Origin of the sequence: Paenirhizobium cremeum (assembly GCF_022884085.1) — a bacterium.
GTDB lineage: Bacteria > Pseudomonadota > Alphaproteobacteria > Rhizobiales > Rhizobiaceae > Allorhizobium > Allorhizobium cremeum.
Genome location: NZ_JAGGCS010000010.1, coordinates 50,228 through 74,465, shown reverse-complemented (window position 1 = coordinate 74,465; position 24,238 = coordinate 50,228). Strand labels below are relative to the sequence as shown.

General features: G+C 63.6%; 24 protein-coding genes. 19 read left to right on the top strand and 5 right to left on the bottom strand.

Annotation, left to right across the window (positions count from 1 at the left end):
- Positions 1-210 precede the first annotated feature (210 nt).
- The 5 genes from cyoA to J5N58_RS17810 are packed head-to-tail and all read left to right on the top strand — an operon-like array spanning position 211 to position 5,218.
- Positions 211-1,329: a ubiquinol oxidase subunit II gene (gene cyoA, locus J5N58_RS17830; protein WP_244712023.1), complete on the top strand. Its 1,119-nt coding sequence runs from the start codon at positions 211-213 to the stop codon at positions 1,327-1,329.
- Positions 1,319-3,304: a cytochrome o ubiquinol oxidase subunit I gene (gene cyoB, locus J5N58_RS17825; RefSeq protein WP_244712021.1), complete on the top strand. Its 1,986-nt coding sequence runs from the start codon at positions 1,319-1,321 to the stop codon at positions 3,302-3,304. Before cyoA ends, cyoB begins: the two co-directional genes overlap by 11 nt.
- Positions 3,301-3,921: a cytochrome o ubiquinol oxidase subunit III gene (gene cyoC, locus J5N58_RS17820; protein WP_113340341.1), complete on the top strand. Its 621-nt coding sequence runs from the start codon at positions 3,301-3,303 to the stop codon at positions 3,919-3,921. Before cyoB ends, cyoC begins: the two co-directional genes overlap by 4 nt.
- A complete protein-coding gene (gene cyoD, locus J5N58_RS17815; protein ID WP_113340340.1) occupies positions 3,918-4,379 on the top strand; it encodes a cytochrome o ubiquinol oxidase subunit IV in 462 nt (153 codons plus the stop codon). The genes cyoC and cyoD overlap by 4 nt, the downstream gene beginning before the upstream one ends.
- A gap of 56 nt (positions 4,380-4,435) precedes the next feature.
- Complete coding sequence (locus J5N58_RS17810; RefSeq protein WP_244712019.1) at positions 4,436-5,218, top strand: SURF1 family protein; 783 nt, start codon at positions 4,436-4,438, stop codon at positions 5,216-5,218.
- Between the two features lie 31 nt (positions 5,219-5,249).
- Here the strand turns inward: J5N58_RS17810 and J5N58_RS17805 are convergent, their stop codons facing one another.
- On the bottom strand, positions 5,250-6,137 hold the full coding sequence (locus J5N58_RS17805) for a branched-chain amino acid aminotransferase (RefSeq protein ID WP_112829103.1): 888 nt from the start codon (positions 6,135-6,137) through the stop codon (positions 5,250-5,252).
- A gap of 268 nt (positions 6,138-6,405) precedes the next feature.
- Between J5N58_RS17805 and J5N58_RS17800 the strand changes: the two genes are divergently transcribed.
- The 3 genes from J5N58_RS17800 (at position 6,406) to J5N58_RS17790 (ending at position 8,197) form a co-directional block, all read left to right on the top strand.
- On the top strand, positions 6,406-7,059 hold the full coding sequence (locus J5N58_RS17800) for a haloacid dehalogenase type II (protein WP_112829102.1): 654 nt from the start codon (positions 6,406-6,408) through the stop codon (positions 7,057-7,059).
- 53 nt (positions 7,060-7,112) lie between these two features.
- A complete protein-coding gene (gene tam / locus J5N58_RS17795) occupies positions 7,113-7,883 on the top strand; it encodes a trans-aconitate 2-methyltransferase (protein WP_244712017.1) in 771 nt (256 codons plus the stop codon).
- A 68-nt stretch (positions 7,884-7,951) separates the two neighbouring features.
- Entirely contained in the window at positions 7,952-8,197 is a 246-nt protein-coding gene (locus J5N58_RS17790) for a DUF982 domain-containing protein (RefSeq protein ID WP_113340336.1), read from the top strand.
- 45 nt (positions 8,198-8,242) lie between these two features.
- Here the strand turns inward: J5N58_RS17790 and J5N58_RS17785 are convergent, their stop codons facing one another.
- Positions 8,243-9,049: a class I SAM-dependent methyltransferase gene (locus tag J5N58_RS17785; protein WP_113340335.1), complete on the bottom strand. Its 807-nt coding sequence runs from the start codon at positions 9,047-9,049 to the stop codon at positions 8,243-8,245.
- A 117-nt stretch (positions 9,050-9,166) separates the two neighbouring features.
- Here J5N58_RS17785 and J5N58_RS17780 point away from each other — a divergent pair, with 117 nt between their 5' ends.
- The 6 genes from J5N58_RS17780 to J5N58_RS17755 all read left to right on the top strand — a co-directional run bounded on the left by J5N58_RS17780 (position 9,167) and on the right by J5N58_RS17755 (position 16,640).
- Positions 9,167-10,306 (top strand): ABC transporter substrate-binding protein, encoded by a 1,140-nt coding sequence (locus tag J5N58_RS17780; protein WP_113340334.1) that lies wholly within the window; start codon positions 9,167-9,169, stop codon positions 10,304-10,306.
- A 59-nt stretch (positions 10,307-10,365) separates the two neighbouring features.
- Positions 10,366-11,499 carry an ABC transporter substrate-binding protein gene (locus J5N58_RS17775; RefSeq protein ID WP_113439436.1) on the top strand — a complete coding sequence of 378 codons (1,134 nt, stop codon included), beginning with the start codon at positions 10,366-10,368 and terminating at the stop codon, positions 11,497-11,499.
- A complete protein-coding gene (locus J5N58_RS17770) occupies positions 11,499-12,566 on the top strand; it encodes a FecCD family ABC transporter permease (protein WP_112829096.1) in 1,068 nt (355 codons plus the stop codon). The genes J5N58_RS17775 and J5N58_RS17770 overlap by 1 nt, the downstream gene beginning before the upstream one ends.
- Entirely contained in the window at positions 12,560-13,315 is a 756-nt protein-coding gene (locus J5N58_RS17765) for an ABC transporter ATP-binding protein (protein WP_112829095.1), read from the top strand. Before J5N58_RS17770 ends, J5N58_RS17765 begins: the two co-directional genes overlap by 7 nt.
- Before the next feature lie 227 nt (positions 13,316-13,542).
- Entirely contained in the window at positions 13,543-14,472 is a 930-nt protein-coding gene (locus J5N58_RS17760; protein WP_113426225.1) for a substrate-binding domain-containing protein, read from the top strand.
- Between the two features lie 20 nt (positions 14,473-14,492).
- A complete protein-coding gene (locus J5N58_RS17755; protein WP_244712015.1) occupies positions 14,493-16,640 on the top strand; it encodes a methyl-accepting chemotaxis protein in 2,148 nt (715 codons plus the stop codon).
- 58 nt (positions 16,641-16,698) lie between these two features.
- Here J5N58_RS17755 and J5N58_RS17750 read toward each other — a convergent pair whose 3' ends face one another.
- Positions 16,699-17,025: a DUF2798 domain-containing protein gene (locus J5N58_RS17750; protein WP_113426174.1), complete on the bottom strand. Its 327-nt coding sequence runs from the start codon at positions 17,023-17,025 to the stop codon at positions 16,699-16,701.
- The gene (locus tag J5N58_RS17745; RefSeq protein ID WP_113426175.1) at positions 17,022-17,324 is read right to left on the bottom strand and encodes a putative quinol monooxygenase; all 303 of its coding nucleotides are present in this window, start codon (positions 17,322-17,324) and stop codon (positions 17,022-17,024) included. The genes J5N58_RS17750 and J5N58_RS17745 overlap by 4 nt, the downstream gene beginning before the upstream one ends.
- A gap of 100 nt (positions 17,325-17,424) precedes the next feature.
- Here J5N58_RS17745 and J5N58_RS17740 point away from each other — a divergent pair, with 100 nt between their 5' ends.
- Positions 17,425-18,276 carry a LysR family transcriptional regulator gene (locus J5N58_RS17740; RefSeq protein ID WP_244712013.1) on the top strand — a complete coding sequence of 284 codons (852 nt, stop codon included), beginning with the start codon at positions 17,425-17,427 and terminating at the stop codon, positions 18,274-18,276.
- Positions 18,277-18,324: 48 nt separating this feature from the next.
- Here the strand turns inward: J5N58_RS17740 and J5N58_RS17735 are convergent, their stop codons facing one another.
- Positions 18,325-19,044 carry a hemerythrin domain-containing protein gene (locus J5N58_RS17735; protein WP_113426177.1) on the bottom strand — a complete coding sequence of 240 codons (720 nt, stop codon included), beginning with the start codon at positions 19,042-19,044 and terminating at the stop codon, positions 18,325-18,327.
- A gap of 168 nt (positions 19,045-19,212) precedes the next feature.
- On the opposite strand from J5N58_RS17735, the gene J5N58_RS17730 reads away from it, so the two are divergent.
- The 4 genes from J5N58_RS17730 to secD all read left to right on the top strand — a co-directional run bounded on the left by J5N58_RS17730 (position 19,213) and on the right by secD (position 24,164).
- Positions 19,213-19,695 carry a hypothetical protein gene (locus J5N58_RS17730; protein ID WP_112829088.1) on the top strand — a complete coding sequence of 161 codons (483 nt, stop codon included), beginning with the start codon at positions 19,213-19,215 and terminating at the stop codon, positions 19,693-19,695.
- Entirely contained in the window at positions 19,692-21,044 is a 1,353-nt protein-coding gene (locus J5N58_RS17725) for a GAF domain-containing protein (protein WP_112829087.1), read from the top strand. Before J5N58_RS17730 ends, J5N58_RS17725 begins: the two co-directional genes overlap by 4 nt.
- A gap of 27 nt (positions 21,045-21,071) precedes the next feature.
- Positions 21,072-21,560, top strand: a complete 489-nt coding sequence (locus J5N58_RS17720; RefSeq protein ID WP_112829086.1) for a hypothetical protein — start codon at positions 21,072-21,074, stop codon at positions 21,558-21,560.
- Positions 21,561-21,647: 87 nt separating this feature from the next.
- Complete coding sequence (secD, locus tag J5N58_RS17715) at positions 21,648-24,164, top strand: protein translocase subunit SecD (RefSeq protein ID WP_244712011.1); 2,517 nt, start codon at positions 21,648-21,650, stop codon at positions 24,162-24,164.
- Positions 24,165-24,238: the final 74 nt, after the last annotated feature.

Sequence of the window (24,238 nt, the reverse complement as noted above, 5' to 3'; positions counted from 1 at the left end):
TCATTTGTGACGATTTGTCACAGGGGAGCCACTTAACCTTTTTCAAAAATGGGAGCAGGTAGGCCACCGAAGAAGATCCTCCCAAGCTCTTTCTTCATAACGGACGGTCGCGCGGTCAGAAGCCCTAGCCGCCGGCCGTCTCAAGCAACAACCGCGGACCTGCGTCGCTTAGGCGAGGCGGGAGCGCTCTTGCTCGCCATGAAGACCGATATGACCATTTTCAAGAAGACCTTGCGCATCGCGCCCCTGCTCGCAGCCGCCCCGCTGCTTTCAGGTTGCGACTACGTGCTGCTCGACCCGTCCGGCTGGGTCGCGGAACAACAGCGCGACCTGCTGATCTATTCGACGCTGCTGATGCTCATCATCATCGTTCCGGTGATGATTATGGGCGTCTACTTCCCCTGGCGCTACCGCGCCAACCGGGCCGACAACACCGACTACGATCCCGAGTTCAACCACTCGACGACCTTCGAGGTGTTTATCTGGGGTGTTCCCGTCCTGATTATCGCCGCCCTCGGCACGCTCACCTACATCTACACCCACAAGCTCGACCCCTACCGGCCGCTCGAGGCAAGCTTCGGCAAGCCGATCGAGGTCGAGGCCGTCGCGCTCGACTGGAAGTGGTTGTTCATCTATCCCGAACAGGGGGTCGCGACCGTCAATGAGCTCGCAATTCCCGCCGGCCGTCCGGTCAATCTGAAGCTTTCGGCCTCCTCAATGATGAACGCCTTCTCCGTGCCCGCTCTGGCAGGCATGGTCTACGCCATGCCGGCCATGGAAACGAAGCTGCACATGATCGCCGACAAGCCCGGCACGTTCTACGGCCGCTCGGCCAATTATTCCGGCCCCGGCTATTCGCAGATGGAATTCCAGACGCTGGCCATGACCGAAGGCGATTTCGACGCCTGGGTCGCCAAGGTGCGCGGCAACGGCACCGAACTTGACCAGGACGCCTATATCGCCCTCGACAAGCCGTCGTTTTCGGTTCCGGTCGCCTATTACGCCGGCGTGATGCCCGACCTGTTCCAGCGCATCGTCGGTCTCTGCGTCGAACCCGGCAAGGTCTGCATGCACCAGATGATGATGCAGGACAAGCAGGGCGGCGGCGGCCTCGAAGGGGTCGGCAACAAGAACCTCTACGAATACGACAGGCACCGCGCCCAGGACGGCCATGGCGAGCTGATTACCTCGCAAAGCGAAACGCCGGACGCAGAGACGATCGCCAAGGCGAACGCAATCAACCAGCTCTGCACTTCCGAGACCCAGATCAGCGCCGCGGCCGCCGCCATGACGCTTGCCCCCGAGAAAGGAGCAGCGAATGCTCTCTGAAAACCTTCAGCACCTGATCTTCGGACGGCTTGACCTCAACGCCTTCCCGATCCACGAGCCGATCCTGATCGGCACTTTCTGTGCCGTCGTGCTCGGCGGCATCGCGCTCCTCGGCGCCATCACCTATTTCGGCAAGTGGGGCTATCTCTGGAACGAGTGGTTCACCTCCGTCGACCACAAGAAGATCGGCATCATGTATATCGTGATGGCCTTCATCATGTTCGTCCGCGGCTTCGCCGACGCATTGATGATGCGCGCCCAGCAGGCCATGGCCGCCGGCGGGGCCGAGGGCTTCCTGCCCGCGCACCACTACGACCAGGTGTTCACCGCCCACGGCGTCATCATGATCTTCTTCATGGCGATGGCGATGATTACCGGCCTGATGAACTACATCATGCCGCTGCAGATCGGCGCGCGTGACGTGGCCTTCCCCTTCCTGAACAATTTCTCGTTCTGGATGACGGCCGCCGGCGCGATCCTCATCAACATCTCGCTGTTCGTCGGCGAATTCGCCCGCGTCGGCTGGCTCGCCTATCCGCCGCTGTCGGGTGCGGCCTATTCGACCGGGGTGGGCATGGACTATTACCTGTGGTCCCTGCAGATCGCCGGCGTCGGGACGACGCTATCGGGCATCAACCTGATCGCCACCATCCTGAAGATGCGCACGCCGGGCATGACCATGATGCGCATGCCGGTCTTCACCTGGACGACGCTCTGCGCCAACGTGCTGATCGTCGCCGCCTTCCCGGTCCTGACCGCCACGCTCGCCATGCTGACGCTCGACCGCTATGTCGGCACGCACTTCTTCACCAATGACCTTGGCGGCAATCCGATGATGTACGTCAACCTCATCTGGATCTGGGGCCACCCGGAAGTGTATATCCTGATCCTGCCGATGTTCGGCGTGTTCTCGGAAATCGTCGCCACCTTCTCGGGCAAGCCGCTGTTCGGCTACCGCTCGATGGTCTATGCGACGACCTGCATCATGGTGCTGTCCTTCATCGTCTGGCTGCATCACTTCTTCACGATGGGCTCGGGCGCGAACGTCAACACATTCTTCGGCATCGCGACAATGATTATCTCGATCCCGACGGGCGCCAAGATCTTCAACTGGCTCTTCACCATGTACAAGGGCCGGGTGCGGATGGAAGTGCCGATGCTGTGGACGGTCGGCTTCCTCGTCACCTTCACCATCGGCGGCATGACGGGCGTCCTGCTCGCCGTTCCGCCGGTCGATTTCCAGCTGCACAACTCGCTGTTCCTGATCGCTCACTTCCACAACGTCATCATCGGCGGCGTGGTCTTCGGGGTCTTCGCCGCGATCACCTACTGGTGGCCGAAGGCGTTCGGCTTCAAGCTGGACGAGAAATGGGGCAAGCGTTCCTTCTGGTTCTGGTTCGTCGGCTTCTACTTCGCCTTCATGCCGCTCTATGCGCTCGGCCTGATGGGCGTCACCCGCCGCGTCTCCGCCTATATGGACACCGGCTGGCAGATCTACTTCATCGTCGCCGCCTTCGGCGCGGTGCTGATCGCCCTCGGTATCGCCTGCAACTTCATCGGCATGGCCGTCTCCATCAAGAACCGCGAAGCCCTGCGCTGCGGTCCCGATCCGTGGAACGGCCGCACCCTGGAATGGGCAACCACCTCGCCGCCGGCCGACTACAACTTCCCGCAGACGATCCGCGTCCATGGCGTCGACGCCTGGTGGAGCATGAAGAAGGAAGGTTTCCGCTGGTCCAACATCTACCGGCCGATCCACATGCCGAAAGGAACCTCGATGGGCATCATCCTGTCGTTCTTCTCGCTGGTGCTGGGCTTCGCTCTGGTCTGGTACATCTGGTGGCTGGCGGCTCTCGCCTTCCTCGCGGCAATCGTCACCGGCATCGCGCATACCTTCAACTACGATCGCGACTACTACATCCCGGTCGATGAGATCGCCAAGCACGAGAGCCTGCACAAGGAGGCGCTGGCATGAACATAGCCGTCAAGATCAACTCTCCCGTCACCGTCGTCGACGAGGACGAGCACAGCCATCACAGCAGCCCGACCTCGATCGGCTTCTGGATCTACCTGATGAGCGACTGCATCATCTTCGGATGCCTGTTCGCCACCTATGCCGTGCTCGGCCGCTCCTTTGCGGGCGGCCCGGCTCCGGCCGACCTGTTCGAGCCAGGCTTCGTTCTGGCCGAAACCGTGCTGCTGCTTTTGTCGTCGATCACCTTCGGCCTTGCCATGCTGCAGATGGACAAGGCGAACAAGCCGGGCGTGCTCGGCTGGCTCGCCGTGACCGGTGTGCTCGGCCTCGGCTTCATCGCGATGGAACTCTACGAATTCCATCACCTGATCGAGATCGGCGCCGGCCCGCAGCGTTCGGGCTTCCTGTCGGCCTATTTCACGCTGGTCGGCACCCACGGCGTTCACGTCACGGGCGGCCTCATCTGGCTCGTCACGCTGATGATCCAGGTCGGCCAGCGCGGTCTGATCGAAGCCAACCGCCGGCGTCTCACGACGCTCAGCATGTTCTGGCACTTCCTCGACCTGATCTGGATCGGGGTCTTCTCCTTCGTCTATCTCGTGGGGATCGTTCAATGAGCACACACGGCCACAACACCGCTCATGCGGACCACGCCCATGACGCCCACGGCGATCACGGCAGCCACGGCGGCCATGGCAGCCTCTCGACCCTGATGATCGGTTTCGCGCTGGCCGCGATCCTGACCATCATTCCCTTCGGCCTGGTCATGGCCGAAGTCGAGATGAGCAGGACGGCGCTGATCGCCATCATCATGGGCCTCGGCGCGGCGCAGATCGTCGTTCATCTCGTCTACTTCCTGCACCTCAACAACAATCAGGAAGAAGGCTGGACGATGTCGTCCACCATGCTGACCGTCATCATCCTGATGATCGTGCTGGCGGGTTCGCTCTGGGTCATGCACAATATGAACGCCAACATGATGCCCATGGGCGACGATGCGATGCAGCAGCTGATGAGCGACGGCGAGGCCTCCGGCATCGCGCCGGAGCCCGGCGCCGAGCATCAGACGCATTGACGACACCTGCGGGCGCCTGACGGGCGCCCGTTTCGTTTCCCAGGACCGCTTTTGCCATGGCCGATCGTCGCTCGCTCATCACTCGCCCACGCTTCCTGATCGTCTCAGCGATCGCCGCCCTGCTGACGGTCGGCTTCGTCTCGCTCGGCGCCTGGCAGATAGAGCGCCTGTTCTGGAAAATGGATATCATCCACAGGGTCGACGCCCGCGTCGCGGCGCCCGCCACGCCAGCGCCCGGACCGGACAGCTGGGGCTCGATCACGCAGGAGGCGGACGAATACCGGCGCGTCACGCTGACCGGCACCTTCCTCAACGAGGACGAGGTGCAGATCTACACACCGACCATTCTCGGCCCCGGCTACTGGGTGCTGACGCCGCTCAAGCGCGACGACGGCACGGTGGTCATGGTCAATCGCGGTTTCGTGCCGGAGGAACTGAAGGACCCCGCCAAGCGCACGCCGCCCCAGGGGGTGGTCACCGTCGAAGGCCTGCTCAGGATGTCCGAAGATCGCGGCTGGCTGTTTTCACGCGCCAACAACCCGGCGCAACGCAAGTGGTATCGCCGCGACATCGGCTCGATCACGCAGGCGCTCGGGCTTGCTCCGGCAGCTCCCTATTTCGTCGACGAGAGCGCCGGGTCGGACCCGAAGGCCTGGCCGCGCGGCGGCATGACCGTGGTCCGTTTCCGCAACACCCATCTTTCCTACGCAATCACATGGTTCGCCATGGCCGCCATGACGCTCTTCATGTACGGCATCTTCCTGCGGTTCGAAGGCGTCTTCGGCAGAAGCCGCGCCAGGCCGGCGGAATACGAAGCAGACGACGAAGAGTGGGAGTGAACCGCCACTCCCGCCGCCGGCATAGGGTGTTTCAGCCGTCGGTGCCGTGGGTCGAGCGCGCCCAATCCATGTAAAGATCGAGCGCCTTGCGGGCGACCGGACCTTCCTGGAACCGGCGGTCGTCGAGGCGGATGACCGGAATGACCTTCGAATAGTTGCCGGTGGTGAAGACCTCATCGGCATTCATGAAATCCTCGACCGAGAGCGTCATCTCGCGCACGTCGAAACCGGCCTGTCGCAGGAGGCCGATGACGCGGGCGCGCGTGATGCCGGCAAGGAAGGTGCCGTTGGCAACCGGGGTCATGACCACGCCGTCCCTGACCATGAAGACGTTGGAGGAGGCCGTTTCGGCGACATTGCCGTTCATGTCGCGCACCAGCGCATTGTCGAAGCCGCGGCTGTGGGCCTCGTGCAGCATGCGGCCGGAATTCGGATAGAGGCTGCCGGTCTTGGCGCCCGTCATGGCGCATTCCGGCGTCGGACGACGGAAGGAGGAGAGCGTCAGCGACGACGGCTTCGCCGTGTTCATCGGCGCCTCGAACAGGCAAAGGGCGAAACGGGTCGATTCCGGATCGGCGGCGACGACCGAGAAAGGCGCGCCATGCTCGGCCCAGTACATCGGCTTGATGTAGATCGCCGTCTTGCCGTCGAACTTGCCGATGCCCTCCCAGGCGAGCTTCTCGATGTCCTCGGCCGGCATCGTCGCCTTCATGCCCATGGCGACGGCGGAACGGTTGACGCGCTGGCAGTGCTGGTCGAGATCCGGCGCGATGCCGTCGAACCAGCGGGCGCCATCGAACACCGTCGATCCGAGCCACATGGCATGCGACACCGGCCCGATCAGCGGCGGATTGCCAGCGATCCAGTCTCCATCAACATAGGTCCAGGTGGTGGTGCGGGCGGAAGTATCGACGGCCATGGCGGACTCCTGTTCTTGTCGTTGCAGCCATCAAGGGCGTGCGAAGCCTCAAGGTCAAGGACAAACTCCCCCCCGCAACCCAAATGGCAACAATCCGTGGCCAAGGCTTTTTTCCGCGCAAGATCTTTTCGTTGAATCAACAGCTTGTCAAATAAGTCGATCAAAAATAGTGATCGTTTGCGCGCTTTCGCGCTGCCGCCGCGGCGTGGCATAATCCGGCGCATGCCATCCATCCGATCCGGCGGAGGGAACGCCAAGTGGGGGAAAAATGACCGCAGCCTTCGTCTTCGACGCCTATGGCACCCTGTTCGACGTGCACGCCGCCGTGCGCCACCATGCCGAACGGGCCGGCCCCGAGCATCAGCGCTTTTCCGAAATGTGGCGAGCCAAGCAGCTCGAATATTCCTGGGTGCGCACGCTGATGGGCAGCTATCGCGATTTCTGGAAACTCACGGAAGAAGCGCTCGACTACACCTTCGCCCGGATGCCCGAGGTCGACCGGTCGCTGCGCGCCGACCTGCTTTCGGCCTACTGGAAACTCGACTGCTATCCGGAAGTGCCGGCCGTGCTGAGAAGCCTCAAGAGCCAGGGCGCGAAGATCGCGATCCTTTCCAACGGCTCGCCCGACATGCTGGCGGCCGCGGTGAAGAACGCCGCGCTGGACACGGTGATCGACGACGTCTTCTCGGTCGATGCGATCCGCGCCTACAAGACGGCGCCGCAGGTCTATGACATGGTGACGACCGGCTACCGGCTCTATCCCCATGCCGTCTCCTTCCAGTCGTCCAACCGCTGGGACATCGCCGGCGCGAAGAAGTTCGGTTTCCGCACGGTCTGGATCAACCGCGCCGGGCTGCCGGACGAATATGCCGATCACGGACCGGATCTCATCCTGCCATCGCTGGAAAGCCTGCCGTCATGAGATCATCGCGAGGATCTGCCAGAGGTCTGTAACGACGTTTCAGGGAGCACGCCATGGCATGGTCGGCCGAGCAATATCTGAAGTTCGAGGATGAACGCACCCGTCCCGCCCGCGATCTCCTTGCACAGGTGCCGCCTGGCGAGGCCGGCCGGGTGTACGACCTCGGCTGTGGCCCCGGCAATTCGACCGAGCTTCTGATCGAACGGTTCGGCAAGGCTGCCGTCACCGGGCTGGACAGCGACGACGACATGCTGGCCAAGGCGCGCAAGCGGCTGCCCGGTACGTCTTTCCTTCAGGCAGACCTTGCCAGATGGATGCCGCCGCAGCCCGCTGATGTCCTCTATGCCAATGCCGTCTTCCAATGGCTGCCGGACCACCTGTCGCTGCTCGCGCGCCTCATGGATCATCTGGCGCCCGGCGGCGTGCTCGCCGTGCAGATGCCCGACAATCTCGACCAGCCGACCCATCTCCTGATGGAGGAAACGGGCGCTGCCGGGCCATGGAAGGGCTCCTTCGCCGGAGGGTGCCTGCGGCGCGCGCTGCTGCCCTCGCCTGCCAGCTACATGGAACGCCTGTCGCCGAAAGCTGCCCGCGTCGATGTCTGGCACACAATCTACTATCACCCCATGGCCAATGCCGAGGCGATCGTCGAATGGGTGAAGGGCACCGGGCTTCGCCCCTATCTCGCTATGGCGGGGGCCGAAAACGAGGCCGCCTTCCTCGCCGACTATACCGGCCGCATCAGGCAGGCCTATCCGCCCATGGCCGACGGCCGGGTGCTCCTGAAATTTCCGCGCTTCTTCGTCGTGGCGGTAAAGGCGTAACTTGTGTAAGAAGCGCTTCGACGCCCGAAGAGCGACCGGTCGCCCATCCCATTTCGAAAGCATGCCCGATGAACAAGCCCTGGAAAAATCCCGTCATTCTCGCGCTCGGCGAGGACGGCAGCGACGTCACGATCGACACCACGGAAGCCGCCTCCTGGGCGATGATCGAGGACTGGCCGACCGAGGAAGGTCCGGCGCTCGACCGCGCCCTTCTGGTCTGCGCCGCCGTTCAGGCCGGCAAGAAGACCGATGAGGATGCCCGCCAGGCCTTCATCGCCGCCGCAGTGGAAGCCGGGATCGCCATCAAGAAGTAAACTGCGCCGGCGTTCGTTTCGAACGCTGTCAGCACGCCAGCCCCCTCACTTCACCGCGCAGATGGCGTAGCGGTGCTGGGTGGCGCGTTCGAGGCCCTTCAGGAAACTGAAATTCTTCTTCTGCGTGCGGTGGATCGCCCGCATGTCGGTGTCGATCGTGACGGTCGAGAAACCGGCCTGCCGCAGCAGGTCGGCCACCGCTTCGGCGCGCGCGCCTTGCGAGAAATAGACGCGGGAGAGGATGCTCTGGTGGGTCTCGGTCATCGCCCCGGTCGCCGGCCCGTTCTGCGGCTTGCCGCTTTCTCCTGTGAAGCGGGAAACCATGACGGCCAGGCGCTTGGCAAGCTTCGCGACCAGACCGGGATTGACGAAATCGCCGTCGACCACCAGCAGCTTCCCACCCGGCTTCAGCACCCGATGCCATTCGCGGAAGGCGGCGAGCGGATCGACCAGCGTCCAGACCAGATGCCGGTTGGTGACGACGTCGTAGGACGCATCGGCCTCCATGGTATTTTCCGCATCCCCCATCAGGAAACGGATCTGCCGTCCACGGGTTTTCGCCTTGGCGCGCGCCCTTTCGAGCATCGGTTCCGCCCAGTCCATGCCCGTCACCCTGAAGCCAAGGTCATCGAGAAGATGGGAGACGACGGCCGTGCCGCAGGCGAGATCGAGCGCCTGCCTGCCCTCGCCATCGCCCAGATGTCTGCGCAGCAGCGAATGCCAGGCGGCACGCTCCTCTTCCGAGAAAATCTCATGGCCGGGCTGGCTGTCGAAGGTCTCTGCCCGCAGCGACCAGTAGGCTTTGATTTCGTCGCGAAGATCGTGGTTCGAAAGGGCTGCAGCGGTCTGCATTTCGGCATTTCCCATGAAATATGAGTGACATTGGAAGCTTTCTAAAAGATATTAGTTGACTATGAAAGTCATAAAATAATAGATCGCTTGGAATTCCACTGCACAGGAGAGGACGACGTGCTCCATTTGAACAGGGTGGCCGCCGCCGCCACGATTTCGCTTGCGCTTTTTTCGGGTATCGCCGAAGCGGGTGAGACAATCAAGATCAAGGACATCACGGGTCGTGAAGTCGAAGTCAACGTTCCCGTGGAGCGGGTCATCCTCGGCGAAGGTCGCCAGATCTATTTCACCGGCGCTCTCGACACGGATGCACCGTTCAAGCGCGTCGTCGGCTGGCGCGACGACTTCCAGAAGGCCGACCTCGACGGCTACAACATCTATCTCCAGAAATTCCCGGAAATGGCGAAGATCCCGACCTTCGGCGGGATGAAGGACGGCACGTTCGACATCGAGCAGGCAGTCGCGCTGAAGCCGGACGTCATCATCATGAACACGGAGGCGAAGTCCGCGACCGAGGAAAGCGGCTATATCGAAAAGCTCGCCAAGGTCGGCATTCCGCTGGTCTATATCGACTTCCGCGAAAAGCCGATGCAGCACACCGACGAATCCATGCGCATCATCGGCAAGCTGTTCGGCAAGGAAGCGCGCGCCGAGGAATTCGTGAAGTTCCACGACGAGCAACTCGCCCGTGTCACCGATACGCTCGCCAAGGCCGGCGACCTGAAGAAGCCGGTGGTGTTCATGGAACGCGCCGGCGGTTATTCCGAAGATTGCTGCATGTCCTTCGGCAACGAGAACTTCGGCAAGATGGTCGAACTCGCCGGCGGCATCAATATGGCCAAGGACATCATCCCCGGCACCTTCGGTGCGGTCAATCCGGAGCAGATCATCGCGTCCAACCCGGATCAGGTGATCGTCACGGGCTCCAACTGGGAACTCTACGTTCCGGGCGGCGCCTGGGTGGGCGTCGGCCCCGGCGCAGACAAGGCCAAGGCCGAGGAAAAACTCGCAGCCCTGATGAAGCGCCCGGCCTTCACCGGCATCAAGGCGGTTACCGAGGGCAATGTCCACGCCATCTGGCACCAGTTCTACAACAGCCCCTACCAGTTCGTCGCCGTCCAGCAGATCGCGAAGTGGCTGCATCCGGACCTGTTTGCCGATCTCGATCCGGAAGCCACGTTCAAGGAACTGCACGAACGCTTCCTGCCGGTCGCCTATCACACCGGTTACTTCGCCTCGCTGAAGGCCGGCCTCTAAGCCAGAACGGAAAGGCCGGCGGAAACCATCTGCCGGCCGCTTCCCCAAGGACGATACGAATGATTGCCAGATACACCCGGGCGATAATCGCCCTTCTTCCATTTCTGGGCAGCCCTGCCCTTGCAGAGACCATCACCGACGTCGCCGGCAGGACGATCGAACTCGACCTGCCGGCGAAGCGCGTTCTCGTCGGAGAGGCCCGGCAGATCCATGTCATCGCCGCGCTGACCGGCGAGCACATGCTCGACCGCATCGTCGGCTGGCGCGACGACTTCCTGACCAAGGACGCCGACAGCTACGCGGCCTATGTGGAGCGCTTTCCCGCCCTTGCGACCCTGCCCCGCTTCGGCTACGTGCCGAACGGTACATTCAGCCTGGAAGCTGCCATCGCCCTTGCGCCCGACGTGCTGACGCTCAACATCGAGTCGCGCAAAGGCGCGCTGGAAGGCGGGCTGGAAGAAAAGGCTGCCGCCGCCGGCATCAAGGTCGTCTATGTCGACTTCCGCGTGGACCCGGCGAAGAACAGCGAAAAGTCGATCGAGCTTCTCGGCGAGATCTTCGGCAGCGAGGAAAAGGCGCGGGAATTCATCGCGTTTCGCCGGGAACAGATCGCCCGTGTGACGGACCGCATCGCGAGCCAGCCCAATCTCGTGCGTCCCAGGGTCTTCATCGAGCGCGCTCCCGGCAACGACGCCGAGAACGGCTGCTGCCGCAGCTTCGGCCCGGCCAATTTCGGCGAGATGGTCGAACGCGCCGGCGGCCACAACATTGCCGCGGACGTCATCAAGACGACCTTCGGCGATATCAGCATCGAACAACTGATCGTCCAGAACCCGGACCAATACATCGCCACCGGTTCCAACTGGGCGGCCGAATCCAAGACCAATCGCTTCGTCCATGTCGGCCGCGGCGCCGACCCGCAGGCCGCACGAGAGAAACTGCAGGCGCTGATGCAGCGCAGCGGCTTTTCCGGGCTCAAGGCGGTAACCGACGGCGAGGTGCACGCCGTCTGGCACCAGTTCTACGGAGCCCCTTATGAATTCGCGCCGATCCAGCAGTTCGCCAAGTGGTTCCATCCGGATCTCTTCGCCGATCTGGACCCGGAAGCGACGTTCCGGGAATTCCACGAGAAGTTCCTGCCGATCGCCTACAAGCCCGGCTATTTCGTCTCGCTCGATAAGGGAACCAACTGATGGCCGTTGCCACCGAAACACTGCAGAGCGCCGCGGGGCGCAGCCAGTACCGGGCGATTTCCGCCCGGCGTCTGACGATCCTCGGGCTCATGGTCGCCGCACTTCTCGTGAGCGTCGCCGCCGACATGGCGCTCGGTCCTGCCCGCTATACGCTGAGCGAGGTCGTCTCCACCATTTTATGGCCGTCCTCCGCGGGCGACCAGTTGCGGGTGGTGATCTGGGATATCCGCATGCCGGTGGCGCTGATGGCGGTCACCGTCGGCGCCTGTCTTTCGCTTGCGGGCGCGCAGATGCAGACGATCCTCGCCAATCCGCTGGCGAGCCCGTTCACGCTCGGCATTTCCGCCGCCGCCGGCTTCGGCGCAGCCCTCGGGCTCGTGGCGGGCGTCGCAATCTTCCCGACCGCAGTGCAGTTCATGATCCCGATCAATGCCTTTGTGATGGCGATGGCTGCGTCGCTGTTCATCTACGGCGTCTCGACGCTGCGCGGCGTCACCGTGGAAACCATCGTGCTGCTCGGCATCGCGCTGGTCTTCACCTTCAACGCGCTGCTCTCGCTGCTCGAATATCTCGCCTCCGAACAGGCGCTCGCCGCCGTCGTGTTCTGGACCATGGGTTCGCTCACCAAGGCGACATGGGGCAAGGTTGCGGTGACAGGCGCCGTGCTGGTTTTCTGCGTGCCGCTTTTCGCCCGCAATGCCTGGGCGCTGACGGCGCTGCGCCTCGGCGACGACAAGGCAGCCTCCTTCGGCGTCAACGTCAAGCGGCTCCGCCTGGAAACGATGATGCTCGTCAGCCTGCTGGCAGCCATTCCGGTCTCCTTCGTCGGCACCATCGGCTTCATCGGCCTCGTCGGTCCGCATATCGCCCGCATGGTGGTCGGCGAGGACCAGCGCTTCTTCCTGCCGGGTTCGGTGATCTGCGGCGCGCTGCTGCTTTCCGTCACCTCGGTCGTCTCGAAGATGCTGATCCCCGGCGCGATCCTGCCGATCGGCGTCATCACTGCGCTCGTGGGCGTTCCCTTCTTCTTCTCGCTGATCTTCACCAACCGGAGGCGCGCATGGTAGCCCTCAGACTCGAAAGCCTCGGCGCCCGCTACGGCAAGAACCGGATCTTCGAGGATATCTCCACCGGCAGTATCGAAGGCGGCGGACTGACGGCCGTGATCGGTCCCAACGCCGCCGGCAAGTCGACGCTGTTCAAGCGCATCGCGGGCCTGCTGAAAGGCGAAGGCGTGGTGCATCTGAGCGGCGAGAGTGCACTCTCCCGGCCGATCTGTTACATGCCGCAGGATACCGGTGCCAACGCTGTTCTGACCGTCTACGAATCCGTGCTGCTGGCCGCCAAGCAGGGGTCCGGCTGGAAGGTGGCGGACGACGAACTGGTGGATATCGACCGTATCCTCGCCTCGCTTCGTATCAACGACCTCGCCTTCCGCGATCTCGGCGCGCTGTCGGGCGGCCAGCGCCAGCTCGTCGCCATCGCCCAGGCGCTGGTGCGCAAGCCGGATATCCTGCTGATGGACGAGCCGACCTCGGCGCTCGACCTCTTCCGCCAGATCGAGGTGCTGCAATATATGCGCGACCTTGCCCGTCAGAGCGGCATCGCCGTGCTGATCGCGCTGCACGACCTCAACCACGCCATGCGTTACTGCGACCATGCCATGGTGGTGGCCGATGGCCGGCTGGTGGCGAGCGGTCCGACGACCGAGGTCATCACGGCCGAGCTTCTGCGTTCCGTCTACCGCGTCGATGCCCGCATCGAGAATTGCACGCAGGGCCGGCCGCTGGTGATCGTCGATTCGGCATTGTCCTAGGTTTGACAAGCAAGAGCGTCCTTGGTGCGTCCGTTCGGACGCACGGCGCTCCAGTTTCCGGGGCGGCGGCACCGGAACGGGGCGACTGCCGTGCGCCCGATTCCATATATGGAATTATAATTCCATAACGGCGGAATAAAGTTGCGCCATGTTCCATAAATACACATCTAATTAACCATCAACGCACATGCTCTTTTGCATCCACAACCGGAGATTCGGTGATTTCGATGCACAAGACCTCTCTGCTGGCCCTGACGCTCCTCCTGACCGCCGGCACCGCCAGCGCGCAGACGATCGGCGTCTCGATGTCAGGCCTCGACAAGTTCAAGACGGTATTGCTGAACGGCATTCTCGCCCATGGGAAGACGATCCCCGGGCTGAAGATCGTTTCGGAAAACGCCGAAGGCGACACCGCCAAACAGCTGGAACAACTGCGGAAATTCGTAACGGACAAGGTCGACGCGATCATCGTAGCCCCGGCGGACGGCGATCTCGGACCGCAAATGTCGAAGATCGCCAGCGACGCCGGCATTCCGCTGATCTACGTCAACAACGAGCCCTCGAACCTTGCCGAACTGCCGGAGAAACAGGCCGTGGTCGCCTCCGACGAAAAGGATTCCGGCACGCTCGAGACCAGGGAGGTCTGCCGGTTGCTGAATGGCAAAGGCAAGGCCGTGGTGATGATGGGCGAGCTTTTCCACGCGGCCGCCCGCAAGCGCACCGAGGACGTGTCCGACGTGTTGTCGACGGAGGCCTGCAAGGGCATCCAGATCGTCGAACGGCAATCGGCGAACTGGTCGCGCGACCAGGCCGACAGCCTGATGCAGGAATGGCTGAAGGGCGGCGTCAAGTTCGATGCCGTGATCGCCAACAATGACGAAATGGCGCTCGGGGCCATCCGCGCCATGAAGAACGCCGGAATGTCGATGGACACGGTCGTGGTGGCCGGGGTCGATGCCACCGACGACGCGCTTGCCGCCATGGTGGCCGGCGATCTCGACGTCACCATCCTCCAGAACGCGGCTGGCCAGGGCAAGGGCGCCATCGAGGCAGCCCTGAAGCTTATCAAGGGTGAGAAGGTCGAGAAGACGAACTACGTGCCCTTCGAGCTCGTGACGCCCGCCAACGTCGCCACCTATCTGCCCAAGAGCCAGTGAGAAAGCCAAGGACAACGACGATGAATTTCTGGAAAAAACTCGGCATCCGCACCCAGATCACCGCCGGCTTCCTGCCGCTGATCCTGCTTATGAGCTTCCTGTCGCTGACTGCCCTGAACGGCATGAGCGGCCTGGCCTCCATATTCCAATCCTATCGTTCCACGGCCGGCCAGAGCCTCGCGATCTCCGACTACTCGAACCAGTTGCACGAGATCCAGATGGCGGCGGAAGCCTTCCGCACGACACCGAGTGCAGAGGTCGTGGAACGCTTCCAGGCCGGCGTGAAGGCTTTCTCCACCGACGATCCGCGGCTGGCCGGCAACGCCGAATTGCAGCAGGGCATGGCGGCGATCCGAAAGAACATGGACGACTACAGCAAGGCCTTCGGCGAGATCGTCGCGCTGCAGAACAAACGCGAGGCGCTTATCGCCAAGGTAACGGAATTCGGTCCGTGGACGTCGATCGCGCTCAACGATGTGATGCGCAGCGCCTGGCGCCAGGGCGACCTCTCCACCCTGCACATGACGGGCGACACCCTGGAGGCGCTGAACCGCAGCCTTTATTATTCCGAGCGCTTCGTCCACGCCAACGACCTCAAGGCCTATGACACCGCACAGGCAGCGCTTGCCGAAGCCGTGCAGCTCAACACCGCCGCCCAGAAGGCGGTCGGCAACGAGATCCAGCAGAAACGCCTTTCCGGCGCCGAACGGCTGATGCAGAATTATACCGCCCGGCTTGGCGACGTGAAGAACGTGCTGCTCGCCAGCAACGACATCCGCGAGAAGCAGCTCAATGTATTGGCGCCTCAGATCGCAACGGGCTTCCAGAACCTGCAGGCCCGGATCACCGGCGAACAGCAGACGCTGGACGGCTCCGTCGAAAGCACCGTCAAGTCGACCACGACGGCAACATTGGCGATTTCCGGCCTTCTGATCGTCATCGGCCTTGTGCTTGCATATACCATCGGCCGGCTGATCTCTTCGGCGGTCCGCAACATCGCCCAGGCGATGGAGCGCCTCGCCCGTGGCGACGAGTCGATTACGATCGAAGGGACCGAACACCGACACGAACTCGGCGCGATGGCCCGCTCGCTGCAGGTCTTCCAGGAAACCGGCCGCGCCAAGCTGATCGCGGAAGCGAATGCCGAGCGCACCCGCCTCGCCGCGGAAGAGGAACGGCTGCGCCAGGAAGCCGAGCGCATTGCCGATGCCGATGCCATGGCTCACGCCTTCAGCCAGATCTCGGTCGGACTGGACGCCCTTACCAAGGGCGACCTGACGGTCCGGATCGGTGCGGTCGACCAGCGTTACGAAACGATCCGCGATCACTTCAACAGCTCCGTCGCAAGCCTGGAGGAAGCGCTGCGCTCCGTCGTGCACGCCGTCAGCACGATCCGCTCGGGGCTTGGCGAAATCTCGTCTGCCTCGAACGATCTCGCCCGCCGCACGGAACAACAGGCGGCCTCGCTGGAGGAAACCGTTGCGGCGCTCGGCGATGTCACCCGCGGCGTCAACGGCACCGCGGAAGGTGCCGGCCGCGCCCAAAGCACCGTCGCGACCGCCCGCTCGAACGCCGAGAAGGGTGGCGAGATCGTGGCCCGCGCCATCGCCGCGATGACCGAGATCCAGGGATCGTCGGCCAGGATCGGCAACATCATCGGCGTGATCGACGAGATCGCCTTCCAGACGAACCTGCTGGCGCTCAATGCCGGCGTGGAAGCCGCCCGCGCCGGGGAAGCCGGCAAGGGTTTCGCGGTCGTGGCACAGGAAGTGCGCGAGCTTGCCCAGCGCTCCGCCAACGCCGCCAAGGAGATCAAGGAACTCATCTCGACCTCCTCGACGCAGGTCGAGGCCGGCGTGCAACTGGTCAGCGAGTCCGGCTCATCGCTGCAGGAGATCGTCGAACAGGTGGTGGCGATGAGCGCCACGATCGGCGATATCGCCACCAGCGCCCGCGAACAGGCCCTCAGCCTGCGCGAGGTCTCCGCCGCCGCCGACCAGATGGACAAGGTCACTCAGCAAAACGCGGCGATGGTGGAGGAAACCACGGCCGCCGCCCAGAGCCTCAGCCAGGAAACCGAAAACCTTGCCCAGATGATCGCGCGGTTCCGTACCCATGCGCCGGGACAGGTTCGTGGGCATCACCAGATCTATGCGATGGCCTCGTAACGGCCCCCGCTTCCGAACGAAAAACAAGGCCGCCGGATTTCCTCCGGCGGCCTTTTTTTCATGGAGCATGGGTTCCTTGGGAACGATTGCGCTCTCCGCCCGGCGCCTCGACGATCAGGTCGACGATCCAGCGAACGACGGGCATGACCACCAGCGCGGTGGGAAAGGCCACGATGTAGGACATGGCCCATGCCTGCGGGATGATGGTGCCGAGATCCGGCGTCAGTCCCGTGGCGCGGATCGTGGCGATCGAGGCCACGATGCCCGACATCAGGAAAGACAGGATCATCGGCGTGACGATGTGCCGGCTGCGGGCCGGCAGTTTCCGCCGCCGTCCGCGCGCGGTCTTTTCGGCCGCGAGCGCGGCAGGTGTGCCACCGCTCATGCCAGCCACTCCCGCGAGATCGGCTCGGCAGACTTCAGGAAACCCAGCTTGAAGAAGGCCTGCGTGTAGGGCTTGGCCAGATGTTCATCCAGCGCGGCGCTATCGGTGAAATCCTCGACCAGCAGGAAAGCCGCATCGTCCGCCAGCGAGCGGTAGAAATCGAATTCCGCGCAAGCCGGCTCTTCAAGCGTCTCCTTGCGCAGGTCGAGAAGGGCGGTGCGCAGCTCTTCCTGCCTGCCGGGCTCCATCGTCAGCCGAACGACGCGCCTCTGGCGGCGGGTCTCCTGATTATCCGTCATGGGGGGCTCCTTTTCCAGCGGTTCAGGCCTTTGCTATTGCCCGAGGGCCGCATTGGGCGCTATTCCCCAATGAGGCACATCAAATGGGCAAATTTGCACAATGCTGGATTGGGACGATCTCCGCTTTTTCGTGGCGCTTGCCGACGAGGGCTCGCTTTCGGCCGCTGCCCGCCGCCTCAGGGTCGATCACGCCACCGTCGCCCGCCGGGTGCAGGCGCTGGAGGAGAAGGCCGGTATCCGGCTCTTCGACCGGCGGCCCCGCCGCTACCTGCTGACGGAAAAGGGCCGGCTGGTGGCCGAACGGGCAAGGCGAATGGAAGGAGAGGTCTTCGCGCTGGAACGCGATATCCTCGAAACCGAGGGCGAGGCGCCGGTGGAGATTTCGGTGAGCGCGCCGCCGGTGCTGACCTCGTTTTTCCTGACACCGAAGATCGCGGCCTTCTACGAAGCGAGGCCACGCATCAGGCTGCGGCTGGTGGCGGATGTGCGCAACGTCTCGCTGACCCGGCGCGAGGCCGATATCGCCGTCCGGCTCAGTCGTCCCACCGATCCCAGCCTCATCATCCGCAAGGCCGGCAGCGTGCGTTACCTGCTCCTCGCCTCCCCTGCCTATCTGGCGACACGGAGACCCGAGCAGTATGGCTTCATCCTGTTCGACGATTTGCTCGATGAAACGCCGCAGCAGGTCTGGCTGAAACGGATGGCGGCCGGCCGCGAGACCGTGCTCAGGACCAACGATCTTGGCGTGCAATGCGCAGCCGCCGCAGCGGGCGTCGGCATCGCCGCCCTGCCCGATTTCGTCGCGGCGACCTACGGCCTCAAGGTCGCCGGCGACGAAGGGGAGCATATCATGCGGGATATCTACATCACCTACCACCACGACCTGCGCGACAGCGACACGATTGCCGCAGCCGTCGGCTTCCTGGCGGAATGCCTGCGGCCGGAACGGTGAGGCCGGAACCGGCAATCCCGGCGACCGTCGCCGGCCCGGCCAGCCGCATCAGGCGGCAAGCGCGATCCGCTCGGAGAGGTCGCTGAACGCCTTTTCCGAAAGGCTCGGGCGAACGGCGAATTCGACGATGGCGCTGAACATTTCCGGCGGCGTGTTCTGCTGCATGGCGGACAGCATCGCGGCCCGCTCCGCCGGGTTCATGGCCGGCACCATCAGGCGCAGGAAGGCCATGTTCTTTTCCGGCGACATGGAGGCGACGATGTGCATCTCGATCGTCGCCAGTTCCTCGTCTGTGCAGATCCTCCAGAGTTCCGGGGCCGTTACCGTTTCCTCTTCGTGCATGTGAGCAAGGTCTTCCGCGAGATAGGCGGCGAAGGCGAGATAGAGTTTGCGGCCGGCGGCCTGCTTGTGCATCGGCCACGCCTTCTCGATGTCGCTTGCCAGCTTTTCGAGCGTGGCGAAGGCGGTGCGATGATCGTCGTGCTGGTCTTCGAGCGTTGCGGTCGAGGCGCCGCGCGCCCGCAGCACGCCATGAATGTGCTCGTCCTCGTGCATTACGTGGGAGGCGGCGAAGACGATGAAACTGCGCAGATTGCCGAGCACGGTTTCGGTCTCCTCGGGATTTTCGAAATCGGCGGTGCCGATGCGGTTGAGCATGTCACAGCCGGCCTTGCGCAGGCCCTTGTGAATGGCGCCGTAGAGATCGTAACGGCCGGAGAGATCGGGAATGGCTGTCATCGAGACGCTATGGGAAACGTGATGGGTCATGGGATTTTCCTCCTTGTCTTCAGCCCGGACGGAACAGCCCGCCGGTGCGATGGGCAGGCTCTTAGGACACCCCGCCTCGACCCGCTTCCTAAATGCTTCCTAACGCCGGCCATGCGTTGCTAAAATTTTCCTATCTTCATAAGATCGCGCTCAAACAGGGGGAAATCGGTGATCGAGGCGGGGGTCGCAAGTTTCATCGAGGGGCGGGTGATGATCCTCATCGCCACGCGCAACGACGCGCACCGCCCAATGATCGGACGGGCGACGGGCGCACGCTTCGATTCCGGCAATGGACGGATTTCCCTGCTGGTCTCGGCCAGCCAGTGGCCTGACGCCGTGGCGCATGCCGTGCCTGAGACTCCGATCTCGGCCACCTTCGTCAAGCCGGACAACTACAAGGCCTACCAGATCAAGGGACCGATCATCGAGGTGCGCGAAGCCGACAGCATCGACCAGGCCCGCGGCAGCCGGTATGTCGCCGACATGCTCGCCGAAATGGGCGCGCTCGGGGTAAGCCGGCTGCAGCTTTCCAGCACGCTCAGCGACCGCAACCTCGTGCGCATCACCTTCTTTCCGCGCGACCTGTTCGTCCAGACACCCGGACCGGAGGCGGGACGCCGGCTCGGCGAAACCGGAAACGGAGCGTCATGATCCGGCTCAGCACCATCCGGGATGCCTTCGAGGGCGTGATACCCTCCGTCATCGCGACCACCGACCGCGACGGCATGCCGAATGCCTCCTACCTGTCCCATGTCTATTATATCGACGACCACCATGTGGCGCTTTCCAACCAGTTCTTCTCCAAGACGGCGGAGAACGTAGCGGTGAACGGCCTCGCCACCGTCATGGTGGTCGACGGGCATCTCGGCCTGCAATACATCCTCGACCTCGTCTACGAGACCTCGATGACGGAAGGCCCGGTGTTCGAAACCGTCAGCGCGCATCTCGAGGTGATGAGCGTCGAACAGGGCATGGGCGGGATCATGAAGCTCAGGGCGGTCGACATCTACCGGGTGGAGGACTGTCGGCTCGTGCCCCCGGCCCATCCTCTGGAGGAGCCCTCACCGGAGGCGGAGGATCGGCGCGACCATCTGGATCTCACCCGCCGGCTCGCCGTGCAGCTTGCGGCGGAAACGGATACCGAGCATCTGCTGGACAAGGCGCTGGAGGGGCTGGAGACGATGTTCGGCTTCCAGCATTCCATGGTGCTGGTGCCGGACGACGAACGGAGGCTGCTTTCGACCATTGCCAGCCGTGGCTATGACCGCTTCGGCTTCGGTTCGGAAGTCGCGTTCGGCGCCGGCGTCATCGGCATGGCGGCAGCGACATGCCGGCCGGTGCGCATCAGCGATTTTCGCCGTAGCCGGCGCTACGTCAACGCTGTCGGCTCGGCAAGCGGAATCACCGGGGCGGACCCGCTGCCGCTTCCGGCGCTTGCCTCGCCGCTCAGCCAGCTCGCCGTGCCGATGGTGGCGCAGGGACGGCTCGCCGGCGTGCTGTTCGTGGAGGCCGAGCAGTCCTTCGCCTTCCGCCATCGCGACGAAGAGGCGCTTTGCATCCTCGCCGGGCACCTTGCCCTCTCGATGACGCTGGCCTCGCAGGAACGCGAGCGCCCAGAGAGCGAGGCCGAGGCGGAGAAACCGGTGCCCGCCGATACCATCCATCCGGCCGCCGGACCGTTGCGCATCCGCTTCTATCCCCGCGACGGGTCGATCTTCATCGACAACGACTACCTCATCCGTGGCGTGCCCGGCCGGCTGCTGAGGCATTTCATCGAGGAATATGCGAAGAACGGCCGGCAGGATTTCCTCAACCGCGAAATCCGCCGCGACCGGAGCCTGCAGCTCCCTGACTACAAGGACAATCTGGAGACCCGTCTCATCCTGCTTCGCCGGCGGCTCGAGGAAAAAGGCGGGCCGATCCGGCTCGGCCGCGCCGAACGCGGCCACATCCGTTTCGAGATCGAAGGCGTGCCGGAACTGGTGGTCGTGGAGGAATAGACCCGCCCTCTCGCTCCGTCACGAGGCATGGAGAACGGAGAGATCGGCGTCGTCGAATGGCCTTCGGCGCGTTTTTGTGTCATGTTATCGATGACACGAGGATATCGAGCCATAAGAACCGCATCGACAGAACAGGCAAAATCGCATCTCAGCGCCATGGCTGCCGCCATGTCGGGGTTGATGTGCATGCTTTTTGCCGCCCTGTTCGCGGTGTCGGGCTCGGGCCCGTGGCAGGAAACGGGTTCCATACGGGCCCAATCCATGGACGCGATGGCCGCCGCCAAGCCCGCGCTCGCTGGGAAGCGGGAGCCCGCCCGAAGCGTCCTTACCGCAGATCAGCGGCAGGGCAGCAAAGCGCGGACATCCGATGGCCCCGATGCGTCGCCAGATGTTCCCGGCATCGAACTGCCCTTGCCTGCATGGGCTTTGCAAATCGTCGAACGGGATCGAAGCCCCGATCATATCGCGCCGCCCGGCGCCTTCGATCCGCGCGCGCCTCCGCTGCTCGCCGCCTGATCCCTCACCCGACATCATATCGGCACATCGTCAACGCGGCCGGACAGCCATGTCTGTCCGACGGGTCGCACAAATGGATGCATAAAATTGAGAAATTCACCATGGAAGGTGGTGAGCTACGCGCTCATCATCCTCATCGGAGTGCTTGTCGCGCTTCCCAATATTCTCTCCGAGAAGACGCTTGCCGGCTGGCCAAGCTGGCTGCCGCACGAGAAGGTTTCGCTCGGGCTCGATCTTCGCGGCGGGTCGCACCTGGTTCTGGAAGTCGACCGTCCGTCGCTTGAAAACGAGTGGCTGCAGAACCTGACGCAGGAGGCCAGGGTCAATCTGCGCGATGCCAAGATCGATACACGCTCCATCCAGCGCCAGGGCAATGCCATTCTCGTCACGCTTGCCGATCCATCGAAGCGCGACGTGGCCAAGCAGGAGCTGGCAAAGCTCGGCAACCAGGTGACGGTCGGCGTGCGCACCGGCCTCGACCTCGACATCGCCGATTCCGTCGACAACGGCATTACCGTCAAGCCATCGGACAACGGCATCGCCCACCGCATGTCGAGCGCCGTCGACCAGAGCCTTGAAATCATCCGCCAGCGTGTCGATCAGGTCGGCGTCGCGGAACCGACCATCCAGCGCGTCGGCGGCGACCGGGTTCTCGTCCAGCTTCCGGGCGAGCAGGACCCGACCAATCTGCGCGCGCTGCTCGGCTCGACCGCCAAGATGAGCTTCCACCTCTTGGGCAACCAGGGTGAGCGCGGGGTGCGCATGCTCGAGGACGAACACGGCCAGACCTATCCCGTCCAGGAGCGCGTCCTGCTCTCGGGCGACCGCCTGACGGATGCGCGCGTCGCCTTCGACCAGCAGAACAACCAGCCGGTCGTCAGCTTCCGCTTCGACCAGGCGGGCGCCACCCGGTTCGCCCAGATCACCCGCGAAAACGTCGGCAAGCCATTCGCCATCGTGCTCGACGACAAGGTGCTCTCCGCCCCCGTCATCCGCGAGCCGATCACCGGCGGTTCGGGGCAGATCTCCGGCGCCTTCACGGTTTCCGACGCAACGACGCTCGCCGCCCTCCTGCGCGCCGGCGCGCTGCCGGCCAAGCTGACCGTCATCGAGGAGCGCACCGTCGGCGCCGACCTCGGCAGCGACGCCATCGAGATGGGTATCATGTCCGGCCTCGTGGGCTTTGCGCTGGTCGTCGGCTTCATCATCGCGCTTTACGGCAGTTGGGGTCTGCTGGCAGTCATCGCACTGACCCTCAACGTCATCCTGACATTCGCCGGCCTGACGTTCTTCGGCGCGACGCTGACGCTTCCCGGCATCGCCGGCATCGTGCTCGGCATCGGTCTAGCCGTGGACGCCAACGTTCTCATCAACGAGCGCATCCGGGAAGAATGCCGCAAGGGCAGAGGCGCCTTTGCCGCCATCGACCTCGGCTTCGACAAGGCCTATTCGACCATCATCGACAGCAACGTCACCGCGCTCATCGCAACCGTTCTCCTGTTCTGGTTCGGCTCCGGCCCGGTTCGCGGCTTCGCCGTGACCATGGGCCTCGGCATCGCGATCTCGATGTTCACGGCGGTCTCCGTCGTCCGTGTCGCCATGGTGGCGATTGCCAACCGTTACAAGATGAAGACGATCAACATTCGTCCGCTGCTGCCGGTCAAGCTCATCAAGGACGGCACGCGGATCGACTTCATGAAGGCCCGCCTCGTCGGCATCGGCATTTCCGCCGTGCTGTCGATCACCTCCATCGCGCTCTTCATCTCGCCGGGCCTAAACTACGGCGTCGACTTCAAGGGCGGCATCCAGATCGAAGTATCGACGCAGGAGCCGGCCGATCTCGGCATCTATCGTTCCGGTATCGAGAGCCTCGGCCTCGGGGAAGTCGCGCTTCAGGAATTCGGCGACCGCAACCACATGCTGCTGCGTCTCGAACGACAGCACGGCCCGGAAACGGCCCAGACCGAAGCCGTCGAGAAGGTTCGCGCCAAGATCGCCGAGATCAATCCCGGCGCCAAGATCGAGCGCACGGAAGTCGTCGGCCCGAAGGTCAGCGGCGAACTGGCAACCGCCGGTATCCTCTCGGTCGTGCTCGCCAGTCTTGCGATGCTCGCCTACATCTGGGTCCGCTTCGACTGGCCGTTTGCCGTCGGCGCCATCGCGACGCTCGTCCTCGACGTGACGAAGACGATCGGCTTCTTCGCGCTGACGGGGCTGGACTTCAACCTGACCGCAATCGCGGCACTGCTGACGCTGGTCGGCTATTCGGTCAACGACAAGGTCGTGGTCTACGACCGCATGCGCGAGAACATGCGCCTCTACAAGTCCATGCCCTTCCGCGACCTGATAAACCTGTCGATCAACGAAACGCTGGCCCGAAGCCTCTACACCTCGGCCACCGCCTTCCTCGCCATGCTGCCCATGGCGATCTGGGGCGGCAGCGCGGTCGAAAGCTTCGCCGTTCCGATGATCTTCGGCATCTTCATCGCCGCCTCGTCCTCGGTCTTCATCGCGGCGCCCATCCTGCTCTTCCTGGGCGACTGGCGCACCCGCAGGCAGAAGACCCAGGCTGCGGCCGGCGAGCCGCAGGTGGAACAGGGCTGACGCAAAAACCGGCGACGGGCAACGTCGCCGGCCTTTCGACCGGAAGCTTCCGACTGCCGACAGCCCTTGCTGTA